The organism is Kribbella sp. NPDC026596, assembly GCF_040638415.1.
Classification (GTDB): Bacteria; Actinomycetota; Actinomycetes; order Propionibacteriales; family Kribbellaceae; genus Kribbella.
In genome coordinates, this window is record NZ_JBEZYF010000023.1 from 74,335 (window position 1) to 89,344 (window position 15,010).

Below are 15,010 nucleotides of genomic sequence, written 5' to 3' on the forward strand. Positions count from 1 at the left end.
GGATGATCGGGGACTGTGTGCGATCATCTGATTACGGTTGGTCATCCGGATGGGGTGATCGGCCGTGTCCGGAGCTTTGTCGACAAACCACCCCACCCCGGTGCGGAGTGGCTGGTTGAGAGTGCTTGAATGCACGCTTACAGTCGCTGGGATCGCCCGTATCGGTTGAAAGGTTTGACGAGTCATGAACGAGTCGACATTCCCGGGCACCGAGCAGTTCCCGTCGCCGGCCCAGCCGATCGCGCCGACGGTCTCCCAGCCGGTTGCCACACCGCAGCCGCAGCGGAACCTGACCCCACCCGACAACTATGCGGAGATGCCGAGGCCGACGGCCAAGCTGACCGCGGAGGACATCGCACCTGTGAATGACGCGCACGGTCCGAGGAACAAGATCGGACCGACCGGCCGGCCGTTGCCGGACCTGCCGGTGCCGCAGCCGCCGACGAAGACCGGGCCGGCGCAGGTGATCGCGATGTGCAACCAGAAGGGTGGCGTCGGCAAGACCACCACCACGATCAACCTCGGCGCGGCGATCGCCGAGACCGGCCGCAAGGTGCTGCTGATCGACTTCGATCCGCAGGGCTCGGCCTCGATCGGGCTCGGCGTGCAGCCGCACGACCTGGAGCTGTCGGTCTACAACCTGCTGATGCAGCGCGACATCACCCCGGACGAGGTGATCCGGCCGACCCGGGTGGAGAACCTCGACCTGCTGCCGGCCAACATCGACCTGTCCGCGGCCGAGGTGCAGCTCGTCCAGGAAGTCGCCCGCGAGTACACCCTGCAGCGGGTGCTCGAGCCGATCATCCCGCACTACGACGTGATCCTGATCGACTGCGCACCGTCGCTCGGTCTGCTCACCGTGAACGCGCTGACCGCGTCGAACGGCATCGTCGTACCGCTGGAGTGTGAGTTCTTCGCGCTCCGCGGACTGGCCATGCTGACCGACACGATCGGCAAGGTGCAGGACCGGCTGAACCCGAAGCTGGAGATCGTCGGGATCCTCGGCACCATGTTCGACGGGCGTACGACGCACGCCCGGGAGGTCCTCGACCGCGTGGTCCAGGCCTTCGACGAACGTGTCTTCCACACCGTCATCCGGCGTACCGTCAAGTTCCCCGAGACCACGGTCGTCGGCGAGCCCATCACGACGTACGCCCCGTCCTCGTCCGCGGCGCACCAGTACCGCGATCTTGCCAAGGAGGTGCTGGCGCGTTGTCCCGCCGGGTGAGCCTGCCAGGTGCCAGTGAACTCTTCGGGGGTGCGGCACCGAAGCAGACCAGACCCGAGAAGCGCACCACCACCGACGGACCGTCGACCGCCTCCGTGCGGTCGCGCACGGCCGTCGACGACGACCGCAGATCGAGTGGTCGGATCCGCCACGACACGAAGATCACCGTGTACGTGACGGAGGAGGAGCTACTCGGCTTGGAACAGACACGACTCGCGCTCCGGGCCGAGCACGGGTTGATGGCCGACCGCGGCCGGATCGTCCGCGAGGCGATCGACGTGCTGCTGGCCGACTTCGTCGACCACGGGCCGGATTCGGTGCTGGTACGGCGGCTCAAGGCCTCGGAGTGACTGTGTCGGACTCGTTACCCTTGGAACTGTCCTCGGGGGGTGCTCCTGCTGTTGCCGAGGGCAAGGGTTTCAGCGTCCACCTGGTCAACTTCGAGGGGCCGTTCGACCTGCTGCTGCAGCTGATCAGCAAGCACAAGCTGGACATCACCGAGATCGCTCTCTCGGTGATCACCGACGACTTCATCGCGCACATCAAGGCGCTCGGGTCGGAGTGGGATCTGGACCAGACGTCGGAGTTCCTGCTGATCGCGGCGACGCTGCTCGACCTCAAGGCGGCGCGGCTGCTGCCCAAGGGCGAGGTCGAGGACGACGAGGACCTGGCGCTGCTGGAGGCGCGGGACCTGTTGTTCGCGCGACTCTTGCAGTACCGCGCGTTCAAGCAGATCGCGGCACTGATGCAGGAGCGAATGGCACAGGAGTCGCGCCGCTTCCCGCGCGCGGTCGGCATGGAGCCGCGATTCGCCGAACTGCTGCCGGAGGTCCTGCTCGGCATCGACCCCGCCGGACTCGCCGCCCTGGCCGCCCGTGCGCTGGCGCCCAAGACCGACGTACCGGAAGGTGTGTCGCTCGCCCACCTGCACGCGCCGACGGTGACGGTCCGCGAACAAGCGGTCGTGATCGTCGACCGCCTGCGTCGTCAACGCAGCACCACCTTCCGTGCGCTGGTGTCCGATTCCCCCGACACCGTCACCACCGTCTGCCGCTTCCTGGCTCTCCTGGAACTCTTCCGCGAGGCCGCCGTAACCTTCGACCAGGTAACGCCGCTAGGCGAACTGACCATCCGCTGGACCGGCTCCGACGAGGGCGAAGTAGACGTCTCCGACGAATTCGACGAGGAATCCCAGCCCCCGCCCGAAGACGGCGAGGCCCCAAGGGTCTCCGACGACACCACCTTCCTGGAACCGGGCGAATCCCTCACCGAAGAAGACGCCCCCCAGCCGCCCCACGAACCCAACGAGACGGCAAACCAGTGACCGAACCAACCACCCCAACCGAGGCCGCTGCACCCGACCAGGCCACCCCGTCTGCCGAGGACGCCGACGCCGACACCACGCCCGCCGACTCCGGTGACGAGGCTGACTCCGTGGAGAACGTCGTACCGGTTGACGTTGAGGACGACGTACTAGAGGACGAGGACCACCTCCCGCCGGGGCAGACCGAGATGCCCGTGGGGGACGAGGTGGTGATCGACGACGACACCATGCGCCGAGCCCTCGAGGCCATCCTGATGGTGACGGACGAGCCGCTACCGGTGCTGACGTTGGCGCGCGCGGTCGGACGGCCGACAGGAGATGTGTCAGCAGCGCTGAGCACCCTGGCCGAGGAGTACACCGACCAGGGCCGCGGCTTCGATCTCCGCGAGGTAGGCGGCGGCTGGCGCTACTACACCCGCGTCGAAGCAGCGCCGTACGTAGAACGCTTCGTCCTGGACGGCCAGCAGGCCCGCCTGACCCAAGCCGCCCTGGAAACCCTGGCCGTAGTCGCCTACAAACAGCCGGTCAGCCGAGCCCGAGTCTCCGCCATCCGCGGCGTGAACGTCGACGGCGTCATGCGTACCCTCGTCGCCCGCGGCCTGGTCGAGGAAGCCGGCTCAGACACCGAGTCCCAAGCCACCCTCTACCGCACCACCTCGTACTTCCTGGAGCGCATGGGCATGCACTCCCTCGACGACCTCCCCGAACTAGCCCCCTACCTCCCCGACATGGACGACATCGAGGACGAACTAGCCGCCCAAACCCTCCCACCCACCCCCTCACCCGACGCCTCGCCGGACGACCCAGGTACGCCGTCCGAAGCCGACGACTCGGGTACGCCGCCCACCAACGAGGCGGCCGTCGACGAGCCAAGCACGCCGTCCACCGACGCGGCTGACGCAGACGAGCCATCGGCGGACCAGTCGGATGACGCTGACACGGGCATCGACGGCGACCTGAGCGCCGGCGAGCCGGCCGACCTCGACGTCGAGCAGGAGCCTGATGCTGCGGACGCAGGCATCGACGGCGACCTGAGCGCCGGTGAGTCCGTCGACCTCGACGTCGATGAGGAGCATGACGTCGACGAGGGTGCGGATGGGATTGGGGCGGGTGCAGACTCGGATCGGGTGGAGTCGGGGGAGTCGACCGGCCAACCGGAGTCGGCGGACGAGTCGACTGGCCAGCCGGAGTCGGCGGACGAGTCGACTGGCCAGCCGGAGTTGGCGGATGACGCCGAGGACCTCGAGCACGAGTCGGCCGATGAAGCAGACCCCGAGGACGGGGCCGCGGGAGCAGAACCCGCGGACGGGTCTGTGGGAGTAGAGCCGGCGGGTGGGGCTGACGAGTTGGTTGGGGCGGATCGCGGGGTTGATGGGGATTCGGGGTCCCGGGAGGAGGTGCGGGATGGGGGATGAGGCTGGGATTCGGTTGCAGAAGGCGTTGGCTCAGGCCGGCGTGGCCAGTCGGCGGAATGCTGAGCTGATGATCGAGCAGGGCCGGGTCGAGGTTGATGGCGCGGTGGTGACCGAGTTCGGGGTGCGAGTGGATCCTGAGGTATCGGTCATCCGGGTGGACGGCGAACGGATTCCGCCGGTCAGCGCCCACGTCTACCTTGTACTGAACAAGCCCCGCGGCGTGGTGACCACGATGGCGGACCCCCAAGGTCGCCCATGTATCGCGGACTACGTGCAGGATCGCTCGGAGCGCCTCTTCCACATCGGCCGCCTCGACACCGACACCGAGGGGCTGCTGCTGCTCACGAACCATGGCGAGTTCGCGCACCGCCTCGCGCATCCGTCGTACGAGGTCTCCAAGACGTACGTCGCCGAAGTCGAAGGCAACGTCAAACCGGGAGTACTGCGCAGACTCCTCGACGGTGTCGACCTCGACGACGGCCCGGCGCAGGCGGACACGGTGAAGGTCATCTCCAGCATCCGCGGCCGCACCCTCATCCAGATCACCTTGCACGAGGGCCGCAACCGCATCGTCCGCCGCATGTTCGACGCCATCGGCCACCCGGTCAAACGCCTCACCCGTACCGCCATCGGCCCGGTCCGCCGCGGCAACCTCCACACCGGCGAGCTCCGCCCCTTGGACTCCAAGGAACTAGGCCAACTCCTGGACCTGGTCGACCTCTAGCCGGGACCTGACACAAGAACCCGGGGGCTGAGACACGTCATACCGTGTCCCAGCCCCCGCAAACCCCTCCCGGCCCCGGCCACCGGGCCGAAGGCTGCTGCGGACCCCCGCCACTCACCAACGTCGCGTGGCGGCGTCACCTCACGCTCGCCCGGCGACGACAGCCGCCCCTGATCGGCGCTTGGTGAGTGCGGGAGGTCCGCCCACTCACGACGCCAGGTCCGCCTCCTCCGGTACGACGATCTGGTCGACCATGTGCTGGATCTGCTCGGCCGGCAGCGCCACCGCGATAGCCCAGAAGTAGATCGCCAGACTGAAGACAGCGACGACCACGATGTCCCACCACAACGGGAACCACGGGTGCTTCAACGGCCCGAAGTCACTCAGATAGACGATCAACCCCATCCCAATCAGATACACCGGCAGCCACTGCGCCGCCCGCAGGTCGAGCTGCGGTGTGATCGGGTTCAGCTTCAACACCCGGTTGCCGATCAGAATCACGTACCCGATCAGGATCGCGACCCCAAGCTTCCAGTCCGTCGTCCACCCCGACCAGAGAATCAGCAGGTTCGCGACCACGAACGCCAGCGGCGACAGCCAGCTAGCGCGAGGCAGCCGGTACGGGCGATAGGCCGCGGGCAACCGACTCCGGAACACCCCCAGCGACAACGGCGCACCGGCGTACATCAACACACTCGCACTCGTGATCAGCCCGACCAGCGACCGCCAACTCGGGAACGGCAGGAAGCAGATGCACCCGATCACGAACGCCGCGATCAGCCCGACCCACGGCACGCCGCGCCGGTTGGTCCGCTCGAAAACCGAAGGCACATAGCCGTTCCGACTCAGTCCGTACGACACACGCGAGCTGCCCGTGATGTAGATCAGGCCGGTGCCGCCGGGGGAGACGATCGCGTCGATGTACAGGATCGCGGCCAGCCACCCGAGGCTGAGCAACGACGCGAGCTGCGCGAACGGACCGGTCAGCGCGCCGAAAGCCGCGGTAGACCAGGTGCCCTTGACCTGATCCGCGGGAAGCGCCGCGATGAACACGATCTGCAGCAACACATAAATGATCGCACCGATCACGATCGAGCCGATCACCGCGCGCGGAATGTCCCGCCGGGGGTTGCTGCTCTCGCCGGCGAGCTGGTCGGCCTGTTCGAACCCGAGCAGCGCGAAGATGATGCCGCTGGTCGAGACCGCGGACAGGATGCCCTTGGCGCCGTACGGGTTGAAGCCGTCCGCGGCGGTGAAGTTGCTGCCGTGGAACTGGGCGATCGCGAGCACGAAGATCGTCAGCAGCGGAATGCCGACCTTCCACCAGGTCGCCGCACTGTTGGTCCGGGCCAGCAGCCGGATGCTGAGGAAGTTGATCGCGGTGATCGCGGCCATCAGCAGGATCGCCACCACGATCCCGCTCCCGGTGAGAATGTGCTGCCCGTTGGAAGTCTTCAGCCAGCCGTTCGCCCACGAGTAGTGCTGGCCGTAGGTGATCATCGCGAGCACCTCGATCGGCGCCACCGTTGCCGCCTGCAGCCAGGAGAACCAGCCGAAGGAAGCACCGGCCGCGCCGCCGAAGGCGTAGTGCGGGAACCGGGCCGTACCGCCGGAGACCGGATACATGCCGCCGAGCTCGGCGTGCACGAGCGCCAGGATCAGGATCGCGGCGCCGCCGATGACCCAGGAGATGATCGCCGCGGGGCCTGCCGTGGACAGTGCGCCTTGCGCTCCGAACAACCAGCCGGAGCCGATGATCGATCCCTCCGAGGCCCAGATCAGGCCGACGAAACCGATGTCCCGCTTCAGCCCCGGCCGGCTCTGCCGGGCCGAGGGTGTTGCCGCAGAAATGGCCATGCCAGCACCATGACGCGGCGCGGACCGGTGCGGCAGTAACGCTGACTGCAGTCCCGGACCCCCTGCTAGCCGGTACGGCGGCTTGCTGCTGGCAGCCAACGCGGATGGATGCCAGCGGCGACGATTTCCCGCCGGGTAGATCGCATGCTGACGGGAGAAACCTGCGGCGAGCCGAAGGACCCACGATGCGAACACCTACGTTGCGAACACCAGTGAAGGCCGTGGCGCTGACCACGGCGCTGCTGGCCGGACTAGTTGCCTGTGGCAATAACAACAACCCGTCGACGAGCAGTAGCGCTCCGCCGGCCAACACCAAGGTCGGCATCCTGCTGCCCGACACGGCGTCCTCGCCGCGCTGGGTCTCCGCCGATCCCAACGAGCTGCGCAAGCAATGCGCCGACAACAAGCTCACGTGCTACATCGACAACGCGAACGCCAGCGCGACCACGCAGGAGGCGCAGGCCCAGGCGTTGATCAACCAAGGTGTCGGTGTACTGCTGGTGACGAACCTCGACTCGGGATCCGGCAAGGCGATCGAGTCGCTCGCCAAGCAGCACAACGTGGTCACGATCGACTACGACCGCCTGACCACCGGCGGCACCGCCGAGTACTACGTCTCCTACGACAACGTGAAGGTCGGCGAGGACCAGGGCACCGCCTTGACCCAGTGCCCCCAGGTGCAGGGCAAGACCACGGTCGGGTACGTCGATGTCGACGGCGCGCCGACCGACAACAACGCCACGTTGTTTGCCCAGGGCTACAACTCGGTACTGTCGAAGCAGCCCGGCTGGACGAAGCTCGCCGAGCAGACCGGCAACTGGGATCCCGCGACCGCGCAGACCGTGTTCACCACAATGCTGGGCCAGCACCCGAACCTCGGCGCGGTCATGGTGGCCAACGACACCATGGCGCAGTCCGTCATCAACGTACTGAAGTCACAGGGCCTGGCCGGCAAAGTCGCGGTGTCCGGGCAGGACTCCACCGCCGGCGGCCTCGACAACGTGATGACCGGCACTCAGTGCTTCACCATCTACAAGCCCGTCGCGGGTGAGGCCGACGTCGCGATCAAGCTCGCGGGTCAGATCCTGGCCGGCCAGAAGCCGACCGCCCCGGCGACGACCAAGGACCCGACGACCGGTCGCGAGGTCCCGTCGTACCTGGCAGACCCGACCGTGATCACCAAGAAGAACGTCGCTCTGCCGGTCACCGATGGCTACGAGACCGCAACCTCGGTCTGCCCGACTCCCGCGCTCGTGAAGGTGTGCGCGGAGAACGGAATCCACACCCCGTGACGACTCTCGAACTGCGCGGCGTCGGCAAGTCGTTCGGCCCGGTCCTGGCGCTGTCGGCCGTCGACTTCGACGCCGCGGCAGGTGAAGTCACCGCCCTGGTCGGCGACAACGGTGCGGGAAAGTCGACGCTGGTCAAGTGCATCGGCGGCATCCACCGCATCGACGCGGGCGAGATCCGCATCGACGGTACGCCGCAACACCTGCACGAACCGAGGGACGCGGCGCAGCTCGGCATCGAGATCGTCCACCAGGACCTGGCGCTCTGCGACAATCTCGATGTCGTCGGCAACATGTTCCTCGGTCGCGAGAAGATCACCCGGCTGCACACGCTCGACGAGAACGCGATGGAGCAGCTGGCCCAGCAGACCCTGGCCTCGCTGTCGGTCCGGACCGTCCGTTCGGTCCGGCAACGAGTGGCCAGCCTGTCGGGCGGCCAGCGGCAGACCGCCGCGATCGCCAAGTCCGTGCTGTGGAGCTCGAAGATCGTCATCCTCGACGAGCCGACCGCGGCGCTCGGCGTGGCCCAGACCGAGCAGGTCCTCGACCTGGTCCGCCGGCTGGCCGATCGCGGTGTTGCCGTGGTCCTCGTTTCGCACAACATGAACGACGTCCTGAAGGTGGCCGACTCGATCGCGGCCCTCTTCCTGGGCCGGATGGCCGCGCAGGTACCGCGTACCGATGTGAACCAGACGCAGGTGGTCGAGCTGATCACCACCGGCCGCTCGGGCGAGCTCGGGTTGCCTACTGAGATCGGAGCGACCACGTGAATGCCCAGGTCGTCGAAGCCGAGGCGCCGGAACGCAAACCGGTCAAGGGCCCGAGCGCGCTCAGCGCCTACGTGCGGGACTATTTGGCCCGCCTACGAGGTGGCGAGCTCGGGTCGGCTCCGGCCGTGGTGGGCCTGGTGGTCATCACCGCCTTCTTCGCGATCGTGCACCAGGGCTTCCTGAGCGCGTACAACCTCGAGGCGCTCGTCATCCAGGCCGCACCGATCATCGTGATGGCGATGGGGCTGGTCTTCGTTCTGCTGCTGGGGGAGATCGACCTGTCGGCAGGCACCACCGGCGGTCTCTGTTCGGCGATCATGGCAGTGCTGATGCTGCGGCACGGCGCGCCCTGGTGGCTCGGAGTCCTCGCCGGCCTCGCGGTCGGACTGGTGATCGGGTTCGTGATGGGGTGGCTCCGCGCTCGCGCCGGTATCCCGTCGTTCGTGATCACGCTGGCGACGTTCCTGGCGTTCCAAGGGGCGACGCTCATCCTCGTCGGCGGCCAGGGTTCGGTGATCCTGCCGGGCGGCTCGCCGATCATCGCGTTGGAGAACAGCTTCCTCCCGCTGTGGCTGGGCTGGACCCTGCTCGCGGTCTTCGTCCTCGGCTACGCGGCGATCAAACTGGCCGACGCTCGCGGCCGACGCCGCACCGGGCTTTCTGCCACACCGGTCCCGGTGATCGTGGCGAAGGTGGTTGTGGTGGCGGTGCTCGGCAGCGCGTTCACGTACGAGATGGGCATCAACCGCAACCTGATCACGAACGCGTTCTTCAGCAACAAGGCGCAGGGCGAACCGTGGGTGGTCGTCCTGCTGGTGCTGTTGTTCGTGGTCTGGCACTTCACGCTGAGCCGTACCCGCTACGGCCGGCGGGTGTACGCCGTCGGCGGCAACGAGGAGGCCTCCCGGCGTGCTGGTGTGGCCGTGTCGCAGATCCGGATCTCCGTGTTCGTGATCTGTTCCGGCATGGCCGCGGTCTCCGGCGTGGTCGCGGCCTCGCTGCTCCAGTCGGTCCAATCGAACGCCGGTGCGGGCAACACGCTGCTGCTGGCGGTCGGCGCGGCGGTGATTGGCGGCACATCGTTGTTCGGTGGCCGTGGCCGGATGATCGACGCCGTTCTCGGCGGTCTGGTGGTTGCCGTGATCATCAATGGCATGAGCGACCTGATCCAGGGTGCGAACTCGTCGGGCTACGAGTGGGTCGTCACCGGGGCCGTGCTGCTGCTCGCGGCCGGCTTCGACGCGGTCGTCCGGCGCGGCCGATCCGGCTGAGCAGGACTTTCAGGCAATACACCGCGATGCCACCGGCAATCAGTTGCCGGTGGCATCGTTCAGCAGTCCCTGGATGGCGCCGGCCGACAGCCTTGACTTCGCCACGAAGCCGATCGCGGGACTCGCCGCGATCAGGTCCGCGTAGTCCTGCTCGGCATGGGTCGAGATCAGGATCATCGGCGTCGCCGAGCCGGCCGAGCGCAGCCGCGTGACCAGGTCGAGGCCGCTCTCCCCGCCGAGGTCGATGTCGACCAGGACGACGTCGGGCCGCAGCCGCTCGACCAGGTCGGTGGCTTCGGCTGAGGTTGTCGCCGTACCGACGACGGCGACCCCCTCGCGCACCAGCAGTCCGCGCGCCGAATCGAGGAAGCGCCGGCTGTCATCAACGATCAGGCACCGCACCATGCTGACCAGCATCGCAGTGCTCGACCCCGCTGACATTCCTGCTGCCTGCACAATGTCGCTCAAGTGATCGGCAGGGACACCGAGAGCGTTGTGCCTTCTCCTACAGGGCTTTCGACCACGAGCGTTCCACCGAGTGCCTGCACGCGGTCGTCGAGCCCGATCAGCCCGGAACCCTTCGTCGGGTCCGCACCGCCGGCGCCGTCGTCCTGGACGCACAGTCGCAGCCGACCGTCCTCGAGGTGAGCCTCGACGGATGCGTACGACGCGCTCGCATGCTTGGCCGCGTTCGTCAGGGCCTCGGAGACCACGTAGTACGCGGCAACTTCGATCGGTGGTGGGAGGCGGTCGGCGAAGTCCACCTCGACCTCGACCGGGAGTTTCGACCGGCGCGCGAGCGTGCGCACCGCCGGACCGATGCCGCCCTCGGACAGGATCGCCGGGTGGATGCCACGCGCGATCTCGCGCAGCTCGTCCAGGGTGACCGACAGGCCATCAGCGACCTCGTCGAGCTGCGGAAGCGAATCCGGGCTGTCCGCCTGAATCGCTCGTACGTCGAGAGCCAACGAGACCAGGCGTTGCTGGATCCCGTCGTGCAGGTCCCGCTCGATCCGCCGGCGCGTCTCGTCCGCCGCCCTGACGAGGCGCGCCCGGGACGCGGCCAGATCGGCGGTGGCCTCGCCCAGTGAGTCGGCCATCGTGTTGAACGTGCGCTCCAGCGTGCGGATCTCGCCGACACCCTTTTCAGGAACGCGTACGCCGAGGTCGCCGGCGGCCAGCCGGTCCGCCATCGCCGCCGTCACCAGCACCGGCCGGACGATCGCCCGAGTGAGGTAGATCGTGAAGCCCAGGACGAGGACCACGGAACCGACGAGACCAGTCGTGGCAGCCAGCGCAGCCCGGCCGGCGATCGCATCCGAGTGCGACTGCTCGGCCGCTGACGCCTGCTGCTCCGCGCCGATCAGTTGGTCGAGGACCGACCTGATCGCGGTGACCCGGCGAGCGCCTTCGGCGATGACGGCCTCGGTCCGCGCCGACGTCGGGTTCCGCCGGGCCGCCTCGACCTGCGGCAGCGAGTAGTCGCGCAGGTAGGAGGTCACGTCCTGGCTGACCTCCTCGGCGCGGGTGAGCTGGCCCGGGCTGCCCGCCACCAACTGGTCCAGCGCTGACGTCTGCGCCGGCAACTCCGACTGGGCCATCTGCCACGGCTGCAGGAACTTCTCCTGACCGGTGATGACGAAGTCGCGCTGCCCGGACGCCAGGTCGGACACCAACCGCTCCACCTGATGAGCATTGGTGAGAACCGCTGCCGAATGCCTGGCCTGCTGCTCCGACCCACGGAGGTCCTGGACCGAGAAGAGCAGTACTGCGAACCCGGTGCCAACCAGTAGCATCAGCAGTCCGCTGGCGATGGCGACCCGGCGCGCGACTCCGCCGCTCACGTCGACCTGCGGTGAGTGCCGCCCAGGTAGGTCAGGACGGCGAGGACGCGGCGGTGATCGTCGTCGGCCTCGGGCAGGTCGAGCTTGGTGAGGATGCTGCGGACATGCTTCTCGACCGTCCCCTCGGTGACCCACAGCCGGCGGGCGACACCGGCGTTCGAACGGCCTTCCGCGACCAGCGCCAGTACCTCCCGTTCGCGATCGCTGAGGGCCTCCAGCGGGTCGTGGCGGTGCCGGGTGTCGACCAGCTCCTGCACCACAGCGGGATCGACCACCGACCCACCACGGGCAACCCGCCGCAGACTCTCGAGGAACTCCTCGACGTCCGTCACCCGGCTCTTGAGCAGATAGCCCACGCCATGGCCGGCCGCCATCAGCTGGATCGCATGCTCGACCTCCACATGCGCCGACAACAGCAGTACGGCGGTCTCGGGGTACTCGCGCCGAATGACGTCGGCCGCATCCAGCCCCTCGGTCGAATGCAGAGGCGGCATCCGAATGTCGACGATGACCAGATCAGGCCCCTGACTCTGCACCACAGCCAGCAACTCCGGCCCGTCCCCAGCCTGCCCCACGACCGAGAATCCGGACCGCTCCAGCAGACTGGCCAGCCCTTCACGCAGCAGCACATCGTCGTCCGCGATCGCCACCCGAGTCAGGCCCATGGTCAATACCTCCACCGGCCAGTGTTACACCCGAAAATCAGGAACAAACGTGCGCGTGCTCACTCGCCGTAGAGCTTCGGGGCCTCCGGAGTGTCGCCGTAGAAGCGGAAGTACGTCTTGTCGGTGAACTCGGTGCCCACCTGGCCCAGGCCCTTGATCACTGTTGCGGCGCCGTTGGCGTGGCTGACGGCGTACAGGTAGGCGGTCCGGGTGTCCTTGTCGATACCCAGCAGCAGAGTGCTCTGGCTGCCGCACCTCTCCGCGATCAAGGTCTCGAAGCCCTGCCAGGTGGCGGCGCGGACCTTCTTCACCACCGGAGTGCCGGTCAGCGGGATCCGGATCGTGTAGAGCGCGCCACCGCGCGTACTGGCCAGGAAGGTGTCGTAGGTCCGGGTCTGGCTGATCAGAGTCAGCGTCTTCACCGCCGAGAAGCCCGGGTACGCCGCTTTGCTCCGCCACGCCAGCTTGTCCACGGTCCACCGCCAGATGACCCCGCCCTGTAAGGCGTAGGTGTTGGTCCGCGAGTATGCGGGGTCGGAGTACCTCGACTCCTCGAAGTACGTGTACTCGGGAGTCCAGCCGCCGCCGACCCGCCACTGCTTGACCGAGTCCGGGTCGAGCTGACCGGTGGTCTGGTCGACGACGTAGTCGAACCCGTACAGCTCGTTGACGATGGTCACGTACCCACTGCGCGCCAGACCGGACGGCGGATCCAGCTGCTGCCCGACCGCACCGGCGAGCCGGGCCTGGTCGACCGGGAACAGCCCGGCCGGTCCGACGGCCGGCTTGGTCGTGGTCACAGGCGAGGGCGCGGTGATCCTCTGGAACTTGTGATCGCCCGCGCTCGTCACCGCCCCGAGAGTGAGCCCGCAGGTCGCACTCGCCCGCCCGGCATCGGCCTGCGCCGATCCGGGCGTCAGTACGGCCGCCAGCAGCGCCGTACCGAGCAGTGCCGCCGTGGTCCGCGTCTTCTTCATCCGGCCTCCAGAACGACGTTGTAGTCACCGAGCACGATGCGCCTGACGGCCGGAAAGTTGGGCGCTGGTTGACATCAAAGGGATAACACCGGACGACGGCGCGCCTGAGACTTGACCCGGTTGTCGGAAGGGCGCCGTAGTGTGGGTGATGTGAACCGGCGAATCTTCGGTCTGGAGAACGAGTACGGCGTCACCTGTACGTTTCGCGGTCAGCGCCGACTGACCCCCGACGAGGTGGCGCGGTACCTGTTTCGGCGGGTCGTGTCCTGGGGGCGGAGCAGCAACGTCTTCCTCCGCAACGGGGCGCGGCTCTACCTCGACGTGGGCTCCCACCCGGAGTACGCGACCGGGGAGTGCGACTCGGTCACCGACCTGATCGCGCACGACAAGGCCGGCGAGCGGATCCTCGAGGGTCTGCTGGTCGACGCGCAGAAGCGGCTGCACGACGAGGGCATCTTCGGCGACGTGTACCTGTTCAAGAACAACACCGACTCGGCCGGCAACAGCTACGGCTGCCACGAGAACTACCTGGTCAGCCGGCACGGCGACTTCGCCAAGCTCGCCGACGTGCTGATCCCGTTCCTGGTCACCCGGCAGCTGATCTGCGGCGCCGGCAAGGTGCTGCAGACGCCGCGCGGCGCGGTCTACTCGGTGTCGCAGCGGGCCGAGCACATCTGGGAAGGCGTTTCCAGCGCGACCACGCGGTCCCGCCCGATCATCAACACCCGCGACGAGCCGCACGCGGACGCCGAGCGGTTCCGCCGGCTGCACGTGATCGTCGGCGACTCGAACATGTCCGAGACCACGATGCTGCTGAAGGTGGCCAGCACCGACCTGGTGCTGCGGATGATCGAGGCCGGCATCGTGATGCGCGACCTGACCCTGGACAACCCGATCCGCGCGATCCGCGAGATCAGCCACGACATGACCGGCCGCCGCGAGGTCCGGCTGGCGAACGGGCGCGAGGCCAGCGCCCTCGACATCCAGGGTGAGTACCTGACGAAGGCGCGCGACTTCGTCGACCGCCGCGAGCTCGGGACGCCGGCGGTCGAGCGGGCGCTGTCGCTGTGGGAGCGGACGCTGAAGGCGATCGAGTCCGGTGACCTGAGCGGGATCGAGCGCGAAATCGACTGGGTGATCAAGTACCGGCTGATCGAGCGCTACCGGCAGCAGAACAACCTCGGCCTGGCCAGCCCGCGGGTCGCGCAACTCGACCTGGCCTACCACGACATCCACCGCCCCCGCGGTCTGTACTACCTGCTCGAGCGCAGGGGCGCCGTCACCCGGGTGGTCGACGACCTGCGCGTCTTCGAGGCCAAGTCGGTGCCGCCCCAGACGACCCGGGCCCGGCTCCGCGGAGAGTTCATCAAGCGCGCCCAGGAGCGCCGCCGCGACTTCACCGTCGACTGGGTCCACCTGAAGCTCAACGACCAGGCCCAACGCACCGTCCTCTGCAAAGACCCCTTCAAGTCCCACGACGAACGAGTCGAAAAACTCATCGCCAGCATGTAGCCCGTCCAGGCCGCACCGGCCTCCGCACAACGCCGTCGGCTTCTGAGGCCGGGTGACTGTGCGTGGTGTGATGTAACGGTGACGCGGGCGGGCGGTGGCGGGGTTGGGTGCGCAGGCTAGGGTGGGCCGTTGTT

14 protein-coding genes are annotated in these 15,010 nt (G+C 67.8%); 9 read left to right on the plus strand and 5 right to left on the minus strand.

Going from position 1 to position 15,010, the window contains the following annotated elements:
* The first annotated feature begins 316 nt into the window (after window positions 1-316).
* From AB0E63_RS20715 to AB0E63_RS20735, 5 genes are read left to right on the plus strand one after another with little or no spacing between them, the layout of a single operon-like run.
* On the plus strand, window positions 317-1,228 hold the full coding sequence (locus AB0E63_RS20715; protein WP_360368456.1) for a ParA family protein: 912 nt from the start codon (window positions 317-319) through the stop codon (window positions 1,226-1,228).
* Window positions 1,213-1,578: a hypothetical protein gene (locus AB0E63_RS20720; protein ID WP_360368335.1), complete on the plus strand. Its 366-nt coding sequence runs from the start codon at window positions 1,213-1,215 to the stop codon at window positions 1,576-1,578. The genes AB0E63_RS20715 and AB0E63_RS20720 overlap by 16 nt, the downstream gene beginning before the upstream one ends.
* A gap of 20 nt (window positions 1,579-1,598) precedes the next feature.
* Complete coding sequence (locus tag AB0E63_RS20725) at window positions 1,599-2,552, plus strand: segregation/condensation protein A (RefSeq protein WP_360368459.1); 954 nt, start codon at window positions 1,599-1,601, stop codon at window positions 2,550-2,552.
* On the plus strand, window positions 2,549-3,967 hold the full coding sequence (gene scpB / locus AB0E63_RS20730; RefSeq protein ID WP_360368338.1) for an SMC-Scp complex subunit ScpB: 1,419 nt from the start codon (window positions 2,549-2,551) through the stop codon (window positions 3,965-3,967). The genes AB0E63_RS20725 and scpB overlap by 4 nt, the downstream gene beginning before the upstream one ends.
* The gene (locus AB0E63_RS20735) at window positions 3,957-4,691 is read left to right on the plus strand and encodes a pseudouridine synthase (RefSeq protein WP_360368341.1); all 735 of its coding nucleotides are present in this window, start codon (window positions 3,957-3,959) and stop codon (window positions 4,689-4,691) included. The genes scpB and AB0E63_RS20735 overlap by 11 nt, the downstream gene beginning before the upstream one ends.
* A 207-nt stretch (window positions 4,692-4,898) precedes the next feature.
* On the opposite strand, the gene AB0E63_RS20740 is transcribed toward AB0E63_RS20735, so the two are convergent.
* Complete coding sequence (locus AB0E63_RS20740; protein WP_360368344.1) at window positions 4,899-6,548, minus strand: APC family permease; 1,650 nt, start codon at window positions 6,546-6,548, stop codon at window positions 4,899-4,901.
* Between the two features lie 185 nt (window positions 6,549-6,733).
* Here AB0E63_RS20740 and AB0E63_RS20745 point away from each other — a divergent pair, with 185 nt between their 5' ends.
* From AB0E63_RS20745 to AB0E63_RS20755, 3 genes are read left to right on the plus strand one after another with little or no spacing between them, the layout of a single operon-like run.
* Window positions 6,734-7,840: a substrate-binding domain-containing protein gene (locus AB0E63_RS20745; protein WP_360368347.1), complete on the plus strand. Its 1,107-nt coding sequence runs from the start codon at window positions 6,734-6,736 to the stop codon at window positions 7,838-7,840.
* Window positions 7,837-8,607, plus strand: a complete 771-nt coding sequence (locus tag AB0E63_RS20750; RefSeq protein WP_360368350.1) for an ATP-binding cassette domain-containing protein — start codon at window positions 7,837-7,839, stop codon at window positions 8,605-8,607. Before AB0E63_RS20745 ends, AB0E63_RS20750 begins: the two co-directional genes overlap by 4 nt.
* The gene (locus AB0E63_RS20755; RefSeq protein WP_360368353.1) at window positions 8,604-9,878 is read left to right on the plus strand and encodes an ABC transporter permease; all 1,275 of its coding nucleotides are present in this window, start codon (window positions 8,604-8,606) and stop codon (window positions 9,876-9,878) included. Before AB0E63_RS20750 ends, AB0E63_RS20755 begins: the two co-directional genes overlap by 4 nt.
* A gap of 39 nt (window positions 9,879-9,917) precedes the next feature.
* Here the strand turns inward: AB0E63_RS20755 and AB0E63_RS20760 are convergent, their stop codons facing one another.
* Genes AB0E63_RS20760 through AB0E63_RS20775 form a run of 4 tightly spaced genes read right to left on the minus strand, consistent with a single transcriptional unit; the run spans window position 9,918 to window position 13,364 of the window.
* Window positions 9,918-10,319, minus strand: coding sequence for a response regulator (locus tag AB0E63_RS20760; protein ID WP_360368356.1), 402 nt, complete (start codon window positions 10,317-10,319; stop codon window positions 9,918-9,920).
* Between the two features lie 23 nt (window positions 10,320-10,342).
* Window positions 10,343-11,722, minus strand: coding sequence for a CHASE3 domain-containing protein (locus AB0E63_RS20765; RefSeq protein ID WP_360368358.1), 1,380 nt, complete (start codon window positions 11,720-11,722; stop codon window positions 10,343-10,345).
* Window positions 11,719-12,387: a response regulator transcription factor gene (locus tag AB0E63_RS20770; protein ID WP_360368361.1), complete on the minus strand. Its 669-nt coding sequence runs from the start codon at window positions 12,385-12,387 to the stop codon at window positions 11,719-11,721. Before AB0E63_RS20770 ends, AB0E63_RS20765 begins: the two co-directional genes overlap by 4 nt.
* 59 nt (window positions 12,388-12,446) lie before the next feature.
* The gene (locus tag AB0E63_RS20775) at window positions 12,447-13,364 is read right to left on the minus strand and encodes a hypothetical protein (RefSeq protein ID WP_360368364.1); all 918 of its coding nucleotides are present in this window, start codon (window positions 13,362-13,364) and stop codon (window positions 12,447-12,449) included.
* A 150-nt stretch (window positions 13,365-13,514) separates the two neighbouring features.
* Between AB0E63_RS20775 and pafA the strand changes: the two genes are divergently transcribed.
* Complete coding sequence (gene pafA / locus AB0E63_RS20780; protein WP_360368367.1) at window positions 13,515-14,876, plus strand: Pup--protein ligase; 1,362 nt, start codon at window positions 13,515-13,517, stop codon at window positions 14,874-14,876.
* The last annotated feature ends 134 nt before the right edge of the window (window positions 14,877-15,010 follow it).

Bases quoted from the DNA above. Each gene is read 5' to 3' on its own strand.
- AB0E63_RS20715 (WP_360368456.1), top strand. From the start codon at position 317: ATGCCGAGGCCGACGGCCAAGCTGACCGCGGAGGACATCGCACCTGTG.
- AB0E63_RS20735 (WP_360368341.1), top strand. From the start codon at position 3,957: ATGGGGGATGAGGCTGGGATTCGGTTGCAGAAGGCGTTGGCTCAGGCC.
- AB0E63_RS20740 (WP_360368344.1), bottom strand. From the start codon at position 6,548: ATGGCCATTTCTGCGGCAACACCCTCGGCCCGGCAGAGCCGGCCGGGG.
- AB0E63_RS20745 (WP_360368347.1), top strand. From the start codon at position 6,734: ATGCGAACACCTACGTTGCGAACACCAGTGAAGGCCGTGGCGCTGACC.
- AB0E63_RS20760 (WP_360368356.1), bottom strand. From the start codon at position 10,319: ATGTCAGCGGGGTCGAGCACTGCGATGCTGGTCAGCATGGTGCGGTGC.
- AB0E63_RS20770 (WP_360368361.1), bottom strand. From the start codon at position 12,387: ATGGGCCTGACTCGGGTGGCGATCGCGGACGACGATGTGCTGCTGCGT.
- AB0E63_RS20775 (WP_360368364.1), bottom strand. From the start codon at position 13,364: ATGAAGAAGACGCGGACCACGGCGGCACTGCTCGGTACGGCGCTGCTG.